Origin of the sequence: Photobacterium sp. (genome assembly GCF_033720175.1) — a bacterium.
Taxonomy (GTDB): domain Bacteria; phylum Pseudomonadota; class Gammaproteobacteria; order Enterobacterales; family Vibrionaceae; genus Photobacterium.
In genome coordinates this window covers 34,843-49,078 of record NZ_JAWWDA010000003.1, presented here as the reverse complement: position 1 = coordinate 49,078, position 14,236 = coordinate 34,843, and the positions used below count along the sequence as shown (strand labels likewise).

11 protein-coding genes are annotated in these 14,236 nt (G+C 44.4%); 2 read left to right on the top strand and 9 right to left on the bottom strand.

Going from position 1 to position 14,236, the window contains the following annotated elements; all coding sequences use genetic code 11:
- Window positions 1-622 precede the first annotated feature (622 nt).
- From R3289_RS04670 to R3289_RS04630, 9 genes are all read right to left on the bottom strand, one after another.
- Window positions 623-889 (bottom strand): hypothetical protein, encoded by a 267-nt coding sequence (locus tag R3289_RS04670; RefSeq protein WP_318924330.1) that lies wholly within the window; start codon window positions 887-889, stop codon window positions 623-625.
- Between the two features lie 134 nt (window positions 890-1,023).
- Window positions 1,024-1,704, bottom strand: a complete 681-nt coding sequence (locus R3289_RS04665; RefSeq protein WP_318924329.1) for an HAD family phosphatase — start codon at window positions 1,702-1,704, stop codon at window positions 1,024-1,026.
- Between the two features lie 182 nt (window positions 1,705-1,886).
- A complete protein-coding gene (locus tag R3289_RS04660) occupies window positions 1,887-4,181 on the bottom strand; it encodes a putative bifunctional diguanylate cyclase/phosphodiesterase (RefSeq protein ID WP_318924328.1) in 2,295 nt (764 codons plus the stop codon).
- Window positions 4,182-4,436: 255 nt separating this feature from the next.
- Entirely contained in the window at window positions 4,437-5,669 is a 1,233-nt protein-coding gene (gene arsJ / locus R3289_RS04655) for an organoarsenical effux MFS transporter ArsJ (protein WP_318924327.1), read from the bottom strand.
- Between the two features lie 75 nt (window positions 5,670-5,744).
- The gene (locus R3289_RS04650; protein WP_318924326.1) at window positions 5,745-6,746 is read right to left on the bottom strand and encodes an ArsJ-associated glyceraldehyde-3-phosphate dehydrogenase; all 1,002 of its coding nucleotides are present in this window, start codon (window positions 6,744-6,746) and stop codon (window positions 5,745-5,747) included.
- Between the two features lie 319 nt (window positions 6,747-7,065).
- Complete coding sequence (locus R3289_RS04645) at window positions 7,066-7,575, bottom strand: tyrosine-protein phosphatase (RefSeq protein ID WP_318924325.1); 510 nt, start codon at window positions 7,573-7,575, stop codon at window positions 7,066-7,068.
- A gap of 38 nt (window positions 7,576-7,613) precedes the next feature.
- Window positions 7,614-8,408, bottom strand: a complete 795-nt coding sequence (locus R3289_RS04640; protein ID WP_318924324.1) for a metalloregulator ArsR/SmtB family transcription factor — start codon at window positions 8,406-8,408, stop codon at window positions 7,614-7,616.
- Window positions 8,409-8,493: 85 nt separating this feature from the next.
- Complete coding sequence (locus R3289_RS04635) at window positions 8,494-9,543, bottom strand: lipase/acyltransferase domain-containing protein (protein WP_318924323.1); 1,050 nt, start codon at window positions 9,541-9,543, stop codon at window positions 8,494-8,496.
- A 406-nt stretch (window positions 9,544-9,949) separates the two neighbouring features.
- Complete coding sequence (locus R3289_RS04630; protein ID WP_318924322.1) at window positions 9,950-11,587, bottom strand: choline dehydrogenase; 1,638 nt, start codon at window positions 11,585-11,587, stop codon at window positions 9,950-9,952.
- A gap of 291 nt (window positions 11,588-11,878) precedes the next feature.
- Between R3289_RS04630 and R3289_RS04625 the strand changes: the two genes are divergently transcribed.
- Together R3289_RS04625 and R3289_RS04620 are read left to right on the top strand one after the other, a co-directional pair.
- Window positions 11,879-13,870 carry an SDR family oxidoreductase gene (locus tag R3289_RS04625; RefSeq protein WP_318924321.1) on the top strand — a complete coding sequence of 664 codons (1,992 nt, stop codon included), beginning with the start codon at window positions 11,879-11,881 and terminating at the stop codon, window positions 13,868-13,870.
- A 64-nt stretch (window positions 13,871-13,934) separates the two neighbouring features.
- On the top strand, window positions 13,935-14,201 hold the full coding sequence (locus tag R3289_RS04620) for an acyl-CoA-binding protein (RefSeq protein ID WP_318924320.1): 267 nt from the start codon (window positions 13,935-13,937) through the stop codon (window positions 14,199-14,201).
- Window positions 14,202-14,236 lie beyond the last annotated feature (35 nt).

Here is a 14,236-nt window from a genome sequence, read left to right as displayed (position 1 = left end):
GTTTCCTTACTGCCTGTTTAGTGTTGAGTAACAATAAATAATTTCCTCCGGAATGTGTCACCAAATTTTAACCTAAATGAAACAACCGGAACTGGCATTTTGTTCTGCAGCAGCAGAATAAACTAACTTTGCAGTTCGTCACATTATAAAGAATCACATAATGGCCACATGATAGACCAGTAAGCCACGTTTAAATGTAATATTGGATATAAAAACCAAAAATGTAAGTATAGGTGGAGCCAACCACTACCATAGGTGGATAAAATTAAGCTATTTCAGCTAATTAGAAAGAGATTGCGTGGTGTTAATTAGAATCAAATCCTGTTTGGGTTAGTTTTGACTCAAATTTGGTTGACACGAACACACCTGACTTATAACAAAAGACATATTTTATTAACAAAGGAGGTGAAAGGTAAGCCCTGCCCCTCAGCACTGTCTAATACTTGAGGTTGCGTGGGTATATATAGAATTATTGAAGTAGGACTAAAGAGGGAGATTAAGCTGATGAAAGCTGCAAGCCATGGCATTCAAATTAATCAGGTGGGATAAGAAAGCCGCTAAAACAATAGACTGCTAACGGCTTCTTTTGACTGAATCAGGGCTGATTAGCAGTAACTGAGCCTCAGTCTTCGAATTCCCATGGCATATCCGGAAGTGCGGCCAGGTTCTCTGTATAGCGTTTAAGATCGAAGCTACCTTCGTTTTTGGCCACATCAAACACTTCGATAGACAATGCGCACGCGATCATCTGCACGGCTTCATCACGGCCTATTCCTGTCATCATCAGACGCATCAACGTTTCTTTAACTTTGATCGGATTACTATCTGTAAGCTGGTTTTCTACGATTTCAACCAGCATATCGCCAGTCATGATTTCTTCATTCTGCATCTTTAGTGCCTACTTAAATAATTACGACAAATTTTATACTATTTCACACCACAGTTATATTAAGCGTTGTCGGCGTTCCTTCTCTCCAGATCCAAGGACGATAAGAAACCAAAAAATTAGCAAGTGTTTTAATGCTAGCCCACAGCTTGAGAAACCGACGACTCGGCTGATGTAGTCACTAACGCCATGACCGCAGAATGTGCGTGATCCATTGAATAAAAAGAGTAGTCAAGCGGCTGGCTATGCTCCAGTTCCACTTCGTTAACTAACACCGTTTTCAACCCTGCAGCGACTGACGAAGTCACGCCCGTAATGCTGTCTTCTATCGCCAATACCTGATGCGGAGCAAAACCTAACGTCTCGCAAGCTAACTGATAGATATCCGGTGCAGGTTTATTATTAGCTATATCGTCACCACTAAAGACATGATCAAACAACTCGAGCCAACCATGTCTGGCTAAAATTTCCTCAACATAAGCCCGAGGCGCCCCTGTCACAACAGCCAGAGGTACTTTACCTGCTAACGCTTTTAATAAGGTGCTAACCCCTGACTTGGCTGGAATATTACCGACTAGAAGAGCCTGTTCGGTAATCGACTCCATCTGTTCCAGCATATACTCAGCGGACAGCTCAATAGTAAATCGTCGCTTCAGATCTTGTGCGACTTTATCCCAGGTTACACCGGCATAATCCGTCAGAAATGATGACTTCGAAAAATCGATGTCCCTACTTTCTAAAAATGTTGACCAATTATCGGCATGGAAAACTTCAGAATCGACGAGCGTACCATCGAAGTCGAAACAAATTGCCTGCATAGAACCTACATCCTTAACTTACCGCGAAGGCGCTATATTAAAAGCTCCGCACTTTGATCGCAACTCAACCATGTATCGCGAATAACATCTCTCTCTTATTGCTTAAACTGCGTTTTAAATTGCAAGTTATGATAGCCAATACAGAAGTGACTCATTCCGCATTCGTACCACATGATTTTTATTTAGATCGCACGGGGCATTAACGTGGATTCATTCATCAGCATATCGATACACGCATCTATTTGCTTTGCGCTACTGACATAAAAACCTTGGATATAATGGCAATTCATACCCTCCAAAAGATCAAACTGCGCCTTTGTCTCTACCCCTTCAGCTACGACCTTGATACCAAGCTTATGGCTAAGCTCAAGTATGAGTGACACCAGAGTTAGGCTGCCGGTATTACTCTCAATCTCAGTAATAAAACTGCGATCAATTTTAATAAGATCAGGCCTCAGATCAACGATCGCACCCAGTGATGAATACCCGGTACCAAAATCATCAAGGGCAACTTTAATTCCCCTCTTTTTAAATCGCGCCAATACATCATGAATATAGCAACTCTCTTTCGATGCAGTTGTCTCAGTAATTTCAATCACAATTGAGCTGTTTGGTAATTCATACTGTTCAATTACATCGCAGATACATTCATCTTGCCCACGATTGATAAACTCTTTTACTGAACGATTGATTGAAAAGCAGATAGAGCCATAACCCAGCGCATGAATTTTTTTCAGATCCTGGCAAGCCTGATGGAGCACCAACATACCTAACTGATTTATCAGGCCGTATTTTTCAGCTATAGGAATAAAAACCGCGGGAGAAATGTCACCCTGGATGTCGTCATGCCAGCGTGCAAGGGCTTCAAACTTAACAATTTGGCCTGTTTGGGTATGAATGATCGGCTGATAGCAAACGTAGATCCTCTGTTCAGCAATCGCTTTTTTCAGTCTATCTCTTAACTGAAGCTTTAAAATATCTTGTGTTTGCAACTGACTATCATAAAGACAAGCACCATTACGTCCCTCACCTTTCATATTGTACATGGCGTAGTCTGCATTTTTCAGCAATGCGTTATGAGTTAAACCACTTTCAGGGTATGCAGAAATACCAATACTAACGGTCGCATTGACTTCAATATCATCAATATTAATAGGTTCAGCGATCGATCTGTTCACTTCTCGCGCCAATTCAGAGGCTTGTTCTGCATTAACATTTGGCAGTAGTACGGAAAATTCATCACCACCATAGCGGCAGATATTGTCATGGTCAGGAAAAATTAACTTCAGTCTATCTGCAATCTGAACTAACACCCTGTCACCGAAATCATGACCATAGAGATCATTTATTGACTTAAAATCATCCATGTCAATAAACAGAATCGCGAACACCTGATCATCCATTTTGACTTTTTTGCTTTGAGTTTCGACTCGCTGTGTAAAGCTGCGACGGTTTACTAAGCCTGTTAAAGCATCATAATAGGCAAAAAATATCAGCTGCTCTTCCGCTTTTTTCCAATGGCTAATATCGCGGAAAACCGCAACGTAATTCACCACGGAATCGTCAACGCCTTTAATCACATTGATCGATATTTCCTCCGGGTAAATTTCTCCACTTTTACGACGATTCCAGATTTCTCCCTTCCAGCGTCCCTTGGTATGCAAACTCAACCACAGCGACTGGTAATAATCTTTGTCATGCAGGCCGGAGGAAAGAACGCTAGGAGACAAACCCAGCAACTCATGCTGTTTATACCCGGTAGTACATTCAAATGCATGATTAACCGAAATTATCCGGTTGTTGTTATCTGTAATAAGGATACATTCCGAGGTGTTATCGAACACAACCTTAGCCTGATTCAACTGACGTTCTGTTTCAACACTTATCGTCGCATCACGTTGAATACCGGCGATACGCGTCGGATTGCCATCACCATCGTTTTCACCCTCCCTGCCTTTGATCGTTAACCATCGTTCCTGACCCGACTCCCACATTAACTTTTTTTGTTTGGATAACAGTGCCGAGTATTTAAGTTCAACGCCGAGCAAATAACTGAGGCTGCAACTCCACTCTTCAATCTCCTGAGAGTGCTCATAAGTACTATCGAATAAGCAGGCAACAATACCGACAGGTTCATTGGTATGAGCAAAAATTGGCACGCCAAGATAGCCTTCTGCGTTTAAGTCTTGCCGTGGTTTATCACGGGGGAAAAGCTCTTGTACACTTGAAGGGTAATGGCAGGTACAACGGTCTGACTGAACATGTTTACACGGGGTATCGACAAGGTTGTAGCTGAAGTTTTTCCCCACTCTCCCGTTTTCACGATATGACAGGGTGCAGACCTGCTTTTTATGCTCATCAAAGTAACCGATAAAACAGTGCTGAGGGTTCAATTTGTCATAAACTAGCTCAGTGGCTTTATCAAATAATTCTGTTCCATACAGGTTCTGAAGTGCATTCTTTATTATTTTATTCATCACTATAAAGTGCCACTATCAAGCTACCCTCGTGTTAATAAGTCGGTATTCTGCTTCCCGCTTATCAGCCCATATCTGGGGCGACTCTACAGTATGCAATATATCAATAAAAGAGCTCTTTACCGAGAAGCAAAAAAAATGAATAAAATGATGACTTTCATCATGATAAGAATCGAATGATGAATATATTCTGCAAAAACCTCACGAATAGATACCCATGATGCAAAGCAGTCATGGGTATTTTTCAACAGTTATTCAAGTGACGGTTTGCACTTTAGGGTGCGCAGGCAAGCGCACTGATATCACCGTAGTGATGGCTAAAAAGGCAAAAGATACCCACAAACACGCGGCAAGCCCGGCTTCCTGATATAACCATCCCGATAGAATGGTGCCGATCAAGCGTCCCATTGCATTCGCCATATAATAGAAACCGACATCCAGCGATACACCATCATCTTTGGCATAGCTGACTATCAGGTAAGAATGCAAAGATGAATTAACCGCAAATACCGCTCCAAAAATCAGTAAACCAACAATGATAGTCAGTTCAGGTTGCCAGTTAAGCTGAACCCCGAGCGCGATAGCCGCAGTAATGGTCGCTAATAGCCCGGCCCAAGCCAATGCGGCACGGCCATCTGGTACCACACCTTTAGCTTTGCCGGTTAAGCGCGGTGCAAATCCCTGCACGACCCCGTAAGCGATAACCCATAACGCGAGAAAACCGCCGACCCATAGATGATCCCAGCCAAATACCTGACCCAAATACAACGGAAGAGCCACGACAAACCAGACATCCCGGGCTCCAAATAAAAACATTCTAGCCGCAGAAAGAATATTGATACTGGCGCTTTTCGAGAAGATCTGACTGAACTTAATCTTATTTTTGGCTTTACCCAGATCCTTTTCCAGCCAGCTCAGGCTCATCACAAACACTGCGGCCAGCACCGATGCCATTAAAAGCACTGCACCTTGGAAACCCAGAGTCGCCAGCAACAGACCACCAAGGAAAAAACCGGCACCTTTTAACGCATTTTTCGAACCGGTAAGGATCGCAATCCACTTATACAAGGCCCCTTGCTGATCGTTCGGCACCAGTGTTTTGATCGCACTCTTGGCGCTCATTTTATTTAAATCTTTCGCAATGCCTGACAAGGCTTGCGCCAGCATTACCCACGCAACAGTGAGAGAGGAAGAAGGCACCGCCAGCATAGATAACGCGACCACCTGCATCGCAAGGCCAATATTCATGGTGCGATTCAAACCGAGTTTCGCACCTAACCAACCGCCGATCAGGTTAGTGATCACGCCAAAGAATTCATAAAACAAAAACAATGAAGCAATTTCGAGCGGTGAATACCCTAGCTGGTGAAAATGCAACACCACCAGCATACGCAAGGCACCATCGGTGATGGTGAAGTTCCAGTAATTGAACGTCACCAGCATATACTGGCGTACCTCTTTCGACAGAGTTGAAAAAACGGCAATCATGCAGAGTTCTCTTTCAGTTTGCTCCTGCAGAAGTTAATCCCACAGGAGCGATTCATTTAACCAAGAGCAGTCTTATTATGCCAGACCGACTTTACGGATAAGCTCAGACGTCCGGGTTGCGTAACCCATCTCGTTGTCGTACCAGGCGTAAATCTTCACCATGCGATCGTTGACAACCATGGTAGATAAGGCATCAACAATGGTCGAACGCCGATCACCTTTATAATCAATCGAGACCAATGGGCGATCTTCAAAGCCCAGCACCCCTGCTAACTCACCTTCTGCCGCTTCTTTCAGCAGTGCATTCACTTCATCAGCTGTCGTATCACGGCTCACGTCAAAAATAATATCGGTCAGTGATGCATTCGCGAGCGGAACACGCACCGCATGACCGTTGATCTTGCCTTTAAGCTCAGGGAAGATTTCAACAATAGCCGTAGCAGAGCCCGTGGTGGTTGGAATTAAGCTCATACCGCAGGCACGCGCACGACGCAGATCTTGATGCGGGGCATCCAAAATGGTTTGGGTATTGGTTAAATTATGAATGGTAGTAAATGAAGATTGTTCAATGCCCAGCTTTTCATGGATCACTTTGACAATAGGTGCGATGCAATTTGTGGTACAAGATGCCGCAGTCACAATGCTGTGTTTTTCTGCATCAAACAAATTGTCGTTCACACCCACGACAACGTTCAAGACACCTTCTTCTTTAACCGGTGCTGATACCACGACACGCTTCACACCTTGAGCCAGGTATTTCTGCAACAGCTCTTTTTTACGGTGCACACCGGTCGATTCCAGTACCACATCACAGCCAGACCAATCGACAGCGTCAATGTCACGCTCCTGAGAACAGATAATAGTCTTATCGCCAATGAAGATCTGATCGCCGTCAACCTTTACTTCATGGTGCCAACGACCCTGAATAGAGTCAAACTCCAGCAAGTGTGCCAGTGTTTTTGCATCACCAGCCACATCATTAATTTGGACGAACTCTAGTTCTTCCCAATCAAAAGCCGCACGAAGTGCTAATCGACCAATCCGACCAAAACCGTTGATACCTACTTTAATTGCCATGATCTCTATCCTTTAACTCGTTTCATTATTGATGCCACTAACAACATACGAACAAACATATATATGAATATACGCATATAGTATGCGGAACAATACAAATTAACCAGATCTTTTTCCATCAGGCTTAGATTTTGTCATTCTTAAATTCATCCGCTTCTACGGGCACGGCATCTGTGTGCCCATCACCAAAGTGGTCGTCAGCAAAGGAAATAGCCACTATTGGATTGCGATGGTGACTTAATCAGCACCCTGAAATTGCATTAAAAAACTCCGCCTAATAGCGGAGTTTTTGGGTATAAGCGACTTCATTTATAAAGGGTTAAGACTTTGACTGAAATTCGAAAGCCTGAATATAGTCAGTATGGGCCTGTCGAGTAAAAGCCCCCGGGCGTAGCGCCTGAATTTGACTGATGGTTGCTTTCAGATCCATCCCCCGTGCCAGCATCAGATGAGCTGCAATTAAACCCGTTCTGCCTGATCCCCCCATACAATGGATGGCCAGTGAATCTCCGTTATCAAGCATTTTCTGGGCTGCCTGGCTGACTGCCGGCCAGTTTGCGTTAAACTCTTCCCCCGGAGCACAATCATCTTCAATTGGCAGGTGGTACCATTGAAGCCCCAGGGCCTCACACTCCTGAATAAGTTTCTGGAAACCATCATCCGGCAGATCACTTGATTGCAATGCGGTCAATACAGCGGTTGCACCAGCGGCTTTTAATTGCACTAAGGAGTCATGCAGATTAACGGCTTTGGTTCCCGGACAAGGCGTCAGCAGCAACTGTGCACCATTGTTTAGCGGTAGCGGCCAGAATGGATGTGTATTTGACATTTTTCTTTCCCGTTTTAATAAAATTCTGTGGGTATAACTCAAACCGCTGAGGCCGTTTGCTTCTTATTGATCTTTGGCTTATTGCTGAAACCGGGCTTTTTACGATCGGTGATCTGACTGAGTCTAAGCTTTTCCTGATTGATTAATCCGGGATTACCGTTTCTCACCGTTGCCAGGGTATGACGTACCCAAGCCGGCAGGTGTTCAGGGAAGTGATAAAATATCCACAGCCCTTCTCGCTGATCTTGTAATATCCCGGCATCACGTAATAAAGCCAGGTGCCGTGAGGCCTTCGGCTGGCTTACTTCCAGTGCTTTGGTTAAATCGCCAACGGTTAATGCCAGTTCATCTTCAATCAGCATTAAAATCCGCAATCTTAGCGGATCACTCATGATCTTAAACAGCTCAACAGGACCAATTGTATCGTTTTGCTGCTCACCATTTAACATCAGGAAAAGCGAAATTCTTGCTTTGAGCCCCTCAACGGTCTCATAAAATGCCTGTAACCCTTCTGTCGGCTTAGGATCTGCAAAATCCCAATGGATCAGAGCATCCGAGTCAGGAAAAAGCGCGCACTCATTACTGGCCTTGTCACATAATGTAATCACGACATCAAAATGCTGATCATTCAAAGATGTTACAGAGACACTCCGGAGATTGTCGGTATTGACATTCTGATCCGCCAGCACCTGGTACACCCGATCATCAACCGTTTCAGGGCTCATGCCAGCACTCATTATCTCGTAATTATCTCCTGCCATATGGCGCATCAATGCTTCAGCCAGTTGGGAGCGGGCAGAGTTTCCAGTACAGAGAAAGAGTATTCGCTTCATATGAGTCTCGATTTACGGCATTTTCAGCAGTATATATGATTTTCCACATATAATACCAATCGGAATTATCAGCCACGAACAAAAATCACGGCTCAAGCGGCTCAAAGGGTTGCACGGTATGGCTTAACACCCACTCTTTTAGCTTCGATGCCACTAAAGGGTGACTCAATAAATCTAAATGGTTAATACCGTAACCTACCCATTGATTATCTGCGGAATACAAGACGTTCGTATGCCCAGCGTCGCTCTCTCCCAAAGCGCTCGATACGGGAACTAAGCCATCACCAAGAGCTCGATTCGACTCATCATTAAGATTCTGCCCCAAACACGTGGCAATTGCATAGCATGCTACTTTCTCAGGCAATGCGGGACGTACTCGATGAAGCGCCCTCTCATTGTCTTCATCCTGCCAGTCAGCATGACAAATGTAGCCTTGACTGAGATCCCGGCTGCCACTGCTGCGAACATCAGCTATCTTTGATAATGCAGACAAATACGGGGCTTCAGCGACCCTTTCATCAACCCAGCAGGCCAGCTGGGCCAGTGGCGCGCCGTTATGAGGAGTGCCAAGGGTAATGAAGGTACGAAGCTTAGCTAACCAACTCAGCTGGTGGTGCTCAGCATAATAACAGGCGCTTCTTGTTACCAGCCCCCCCATGCTATGACCAACAATCACGATTTCCTTGACATCACAGGGCCAAGCTGAAATGAGTTTTTCGAGTTTGAATGCAAACTCTTCACCATTAAGAGAGATATGCTGTCCTGTGTTATAGCGCAGATACAACGGTGTATAGCCAAATTTAGCTAAAAAACGGCCATGATCATGCTCTTTACGCAGCCATTGAACATCATTCATGCACCAGCCGTGCACGCATAATACAATCCTGTCACTGGCTTGGGGCAACAACTGGTTCAGCCGTTCAGGCTCTATACGCAAAGTCTGGTGCTGATCTCGAAAGACCATCTCCTGCATTAGCCGACTACTACGCTGTACGAGGTAGTCACCAACCATGCCATTCAGTATCGAGATCATTGCATCGCTATGATTATACGGTAAGCTGTGTTCGATAAATTCACTGACTTTACCTTTCGCTGTTACCCTATTTTCCGCAATCTTGGTGGATACTTCATCCATCAAAGTCTGAAATTTCCTACTCAGATTATTCCTAGAAATCATACTTCACCTCAGTATTGCCGTGATCACCTGTTTCAGGTAAGTCATATTATATACCCTTCATTCAGGCTGTCTAAAATTTTCAATTTAAGGTGTTTTAATGCAAGAAATATCCATTGTTTTTCGAGTAATTAAAACCCGTAGTACTGTAGATATATGTTTTCGATTAAACATCGGAATCGTGTTAAATAATGACAATTATATCAAAATGAATATTAAACAATTAATATTTAGAATACGGATAGAATAAAAGAATTAACCGGTAACTATAGATATAAAAATTAGAATATGCACTCTAATTTATATTATTATTTGAAATAATTTCAGACCAGCAAAATCTGATCTGAAATTAGAACTTTATAAAATATTATGCGTAATCTCTTTCTATCGTATTGGAGTGTGTCAGCTGCGAAGTTAAATCAGTCAGAATCATATCAGCGGCTTTTTCAGCGATCATTATTGTGGGAGCATTCGTATTTCCGCCAATGAGTGTCGGCATAATTGATGCGTCAACGACACGAAGCCCTGCAATACCAATAACATTCAACCGCGAATTAACCACTGCCATCTCATCGCTGCCCATCTTGCATGTACCAACAGGATGATAAATCGATTCTGCTTTTCGACGTATAAACGCTTCTAGCTGCTCGTCTGTCTGCACCTCTTTTCCTGGAAAAACTTCCTTGCCACGGTAATGGTCAAAAGCCGGTTGTTTTAGAATTTCACGAGACATTTTTACCGCCTTCACCAATGCTTTTACATCATCAGCATTCTCAAGGTAATTGGCCTCAATCACGGGGGGCACCGTTGGATCGGAGTTACGAAGCTTTAACACTCCTCGACTTTTTGGCCTTAAATTACAAGCATGTAGCGAGTAACCATGCCGAGTGGTTGTCCACAGATCCAAACCGTGATTATCCAAAAAACAAGGTGAAAAATGGAACTGAACATCCGGTACCGATAGCTCTGGATCGCTTTTCGCGAACCCTCCTGCCTCGGCAATATTGGAGGTGAAATTGCCTTTCTTAAACAGGAAGTAATCAAAAAGTCCTTTTACCGAACGCAGTAAAGCAACCGGAGAAAAACCCACAGAGTGGAAGGTCCGCTCTCGGGTCACAGCAAGCACATCAAGGTGATCCTGCAGGTTTTTCCCGACCCCGGGCAGATGGTGAACCACATTGATTTTGTGTTGATTTAATTCAGTTTTATCACCAATACCTGACAGCATCAGTAACTGTGGGCTGTTAATAGCTCCACCACTTAAAATCACCTCACAGGCTGCACGAACCGTCAGCTTTTCACCACCTTTAAGGTACTCAATACCAATCGCCGTCTTTCCGTCAAACACCACCTTGGTAGTAAGGGCGTCGGTAATAATAGTGAGATTTTTTCGCTTTTCAACCGGACGTAAATAGCCCACCGCTGCACTGCAGCGCTGGCCATTTATTTGCGTCACCTGATAGTAGCCGATACCGTTCTGCTCTTTGCCATTAAAGTCTTGATTTATAGTATGTCCGGCTTGTTTTGCCGCTTCGATAAAGGCCTCTGACAACGGGTTTTTACTCCGTAGATCAGCAACATTTAATGGCCCCCCGACACCATGGTAAGCATCTGCGCCACGTTCCTGATGTTGGGATTTTTTGAAGTATGGCAACACGTCATCATAGCTCCAGCCATGATTTCCCAACGCTTCCCACTCATCGTAGTCCTGCGCATGTCCCCGGACATAACACATGGCATTGGAAGCGCTACTGCCTCCCAATGTTTTACCACGTGGCCAAAACAGTTTTCGCCCCTGTAAGTTCGGTTCCTGCTCAGTGTAATAACGCCAATTCATCTTCTTTGAATGCATCATTCCAATTAACCCTAATGGCACATGAACCATCAAACTGGAATCTTTTGGCCCGGCTTCGACTAAGCATACTTTGATTTTTGGATTGGAAGACAATCTATTGGCAAGCACACACCCAGCAGAGCCTCCTCCTACAATTACGAAGTCATACATAACATCCTCTCAATTTTCTCGTAATAATTATGCCAGCCATTTTCGAAATCCAATAGTTTACAAAGACAGTAACCTTGTACTTTATTTTTTTCTCTCTAATCAATCATAGATTAAACTATGGAAAAACTTATTCATTTCTTAAAAAGATGTAAATGATTCAGTGATAACAAATAAAAAGGTGATCTATTTAATGAATTTCAATATTGCCTAAAGACAACAACTCAGACCAGTGTAAGTTATATTACGAAAAGGAATATTTTTTGCCTCAGTTGGCACATTTAAGGAGAACCCATGGCATATTTTCTGACTGGTGGTACGGGCTTTTTAGGCCGTAACCTGATCACCCGATTATTAAAACGCGAGGGTGACATTTATGTACTCTGTCACGATCAGCTGGCACGAGATCGTTTAGCATCCAGCATACAACAGTGGGATATACCCGCTGGTCGTGTCATGCCGGTTCAGGGAGACCTGACTAAGCAAGGTTTAGGTTTATCAGAAGCTGATATCGCCGCGCTTAAGGGCAATATTTCTCATTTCTTTCACCTTGCAGCGATCTACGATCTTAAAGCCACAGCTGAAATTCAGGAAGCGGTTAATATTGCCGGCACTCAAAATGCGGTTGATGCTGCCATCGCACTGAATGCAGGCTGTTTTCATCATATCAGCTCTATCGCTGCGGCCGGTTTGTATGAAGGCCACTTCCGCGAAGACATGTTTGATGAAGCCGAAAACCTTGACCACCCTTACTTCTCGACCAAGCATCTGTCAGAGAAGGTCGTACGTGATAAGTGCTCAATACCGTTTCGCGTCTATCGCCCCGGAATGGTTGTGGGTGATTCTAAAACTGGGATTGCGGAGCGTGCCGACGGGCCCTATTACTTCTTTAAGATGCTACAGCGCATTCGTAATGTGCTGCCTGCCTGGGTGCCGACCATTGGTCTCGAAGGCGGACGTCTGAATATTGTACCTGTCGATTACGTTATTGATGCTTTAGATCATATTGCTCATAAGGAAGATCTTGATGGGCGCTGCTTCCACCTGACGGATCCAAAACCCTATCGTTCTGGCGAAGTACTCAACATTTTTGCTGAAGCCGGTCATGCTCCTCGCATGGCACTACGCTTTGATGCAAGACTGTTTGGTTTTATCCCGAACCAGGTTAAGAACGCCATTCTTTCATTGCCGACGATTAAGCAAATTGCTGACGTCACCATGAAAGACTTAGGTATTCCAGCTTCTGCTCTGCAGTTTTTCACATACCCGACCGATTTTGATTGCCGTGAAACCCAAATGGCATTGAAAGGTTCAGGCATTGAGTGCCCTCGCCTTCCAACTTATGCGCCTGTCATTTGGGACTACTGGGAGCGTCACCTGGATCCGGAGATCTCTGGTGATCACAGCTTGAAAGGTCGCGTTGCCAACAAAATCATCCTAATCACTGGTGCAAGCTCCGGTATTGGTCAGGCAACGGCCTATAAACTGGCTGAAAATGGTGCCGAAATGGTGTTAGTTGCTCGTGACGAAGAGAAACTGGCCCTCACCAGAGAAGAAGTTGAAAAACGCGGCGGCATCGCTCACACATACAAGTGCGATTTATCAAGTATCGAACAAGTCGATACCCTGGTTGCAGATGTGCTCGCGGAACATGGCCGCGTCGATATTCTCGTTAACAATGCCGGTCGCTCAATCCGCCGCTCCGTCGCCGATTCCGTCGATCGTTTCCACGACTTTGAGCGCACCATGCAGCTGAATTACTTTGGAGCATTGAAGCTGACTCTCGGTTTACTGCCAAGCATGGAAGCACAAGGAGGTGGTCACGTTATCAACGTCTCTTCAATTGGCGTGCTAACGAATGCGCCGCGATTCTCTGCGTACGTTTCCTCGAAAGCGGCAATGGATGCTTTCTCTCGCTGTGCCGCATCAGAGTACTCCGATGTGAATGTTAATTTCACCACCATTAACATGCCATTGGTAGCAACACCGATGATTGCACCAACCAAAATCTACGAATCGGTCCCAACGTTATCACCCGACGAGGCTGCCGATCTGTTAGCAACCGCAATCATTGATAAGCCCAAGCGCATTGCGACGAAACTCGGTATTTTTGGTGCTATCGTACATGCGCTATTCCCGAAACTCGCCGAGATTATCATGAACAGCAGCTTCCGCATGTTCCCTGATTCAAAAAAGAACGAGCAAGATGAAGAACAGAAAACAGAAAGAGCCTCTTCGGCAGAGCTAATCGCCTTCTCGGCATTACTCCGTGGCATCCATTTATAACCGGTTCTAGTTGCCAGTCTTTTAGCTGGCTAGATAATAAAAGTTTAATTAAAGGAATATAATCATGGCAGATTTACAAGCAAGTTTTGAACAAGCCCAGCGAGAGGTGAAAGCACTTACTCAACGCCCATCCAACGATGAGTTGCTGGCTTTGTATTCATTTTTCAAGCAAGCAACTGACGGCGATGTACACGGCAAGCGCCCAGGTATGTTTGATTTCAAAGGCGCGGCAAAATATGAAGCGTGGGAAAAGCGCAAAGGCATGGATGCAGATACTGCAATGCAGAAGTACATTGATAAAGTATCTAAAATAATAGAGGCTTACGCATAAACGCTGATTCATCAAGACAGCAACATAAATAACCA

Excerpts from the sequence above, each read along its gene's own strand:
- arsJ (WP_318924327.1), bottom strand. The coding sequence starts at position 5,669 with ATGATTGCCGTTTTTTCAACTCTGTCGAAAGAGGTACGCCAGTATATG.
- R3289_RS04620 (WP_318924320.1), top strand. The coding sequence starts at position 13,935 with ATGGCAGATTTACAAGCAAGTTTTGAACAAGCCCAGCGAGAGGTGAAA.
- R3289_RS04670 (WP_318924330.1), bottom strand. The coding sequence starts at position 889 with ATGCAGAATGAAGAAATCATGACTGGCGATATGCTGGTTGAAATCGTA.
- R3289_RS04660 (WP_318924328.1), bottom strand. The coding sequence starts at position 4,181 with ATGAATAAAATAATAAAGAATGCACTTCAGAACCTGTATGGAACAGAA.
- R3289_RS04625 (WP_318924321.1), top strand. The coding sequence starts at position 11,879 with ATGGCATATTTTCTGACTGGTGGTACGGGCTTTTTAGGCCGTAACCTG.
- R3289_RS04645 (WP_318924325.1), bottom strand. The coding sequence starts at position 7,575 with ATGTCAAATACACATCCATTCTGGCCGCTACCGCTAAACAATGGTGCA.
- R3289_RS04635 (WP_318924323.1), bottom strand. The coding sequence starts at position 9,543 with ATGGATGAAGTATCCACCAAGATTGCGGAAAATAGGGTAACAGCGAAA.
- R3289_RS04640 (WP_318924324.1), bottom strand. The coding sequence starts at position 8,408 with ATGAAGCGAATACTCTTTCTCTGTACTGGAAACTCTGCCCGCTCCCAA.
- R3289_RS04665 (WP_318924329.1), bottom strand. The coding sequence starts at position 1,704 with ATGCAGGCAATTTGTTTCGACTTCGATGGTACGCTCGTCGATTCTGAA.
- R3289_RS04650 (WP_318924326.1), bottom strand. The coding sequence starts at position 6,746 with ATGGCAATTAAAGTAGGTATCAACGGTTTTGGTCGGATTGGTCGATTA.
- R3289_RS04630 (WP_318924322.1), bottom strand. The coding sequence starts at position 11,587 with ATGTATGACTTCGTAATTGTAGGAGGAGGCTCTGCTGGGTGTGTGCTT.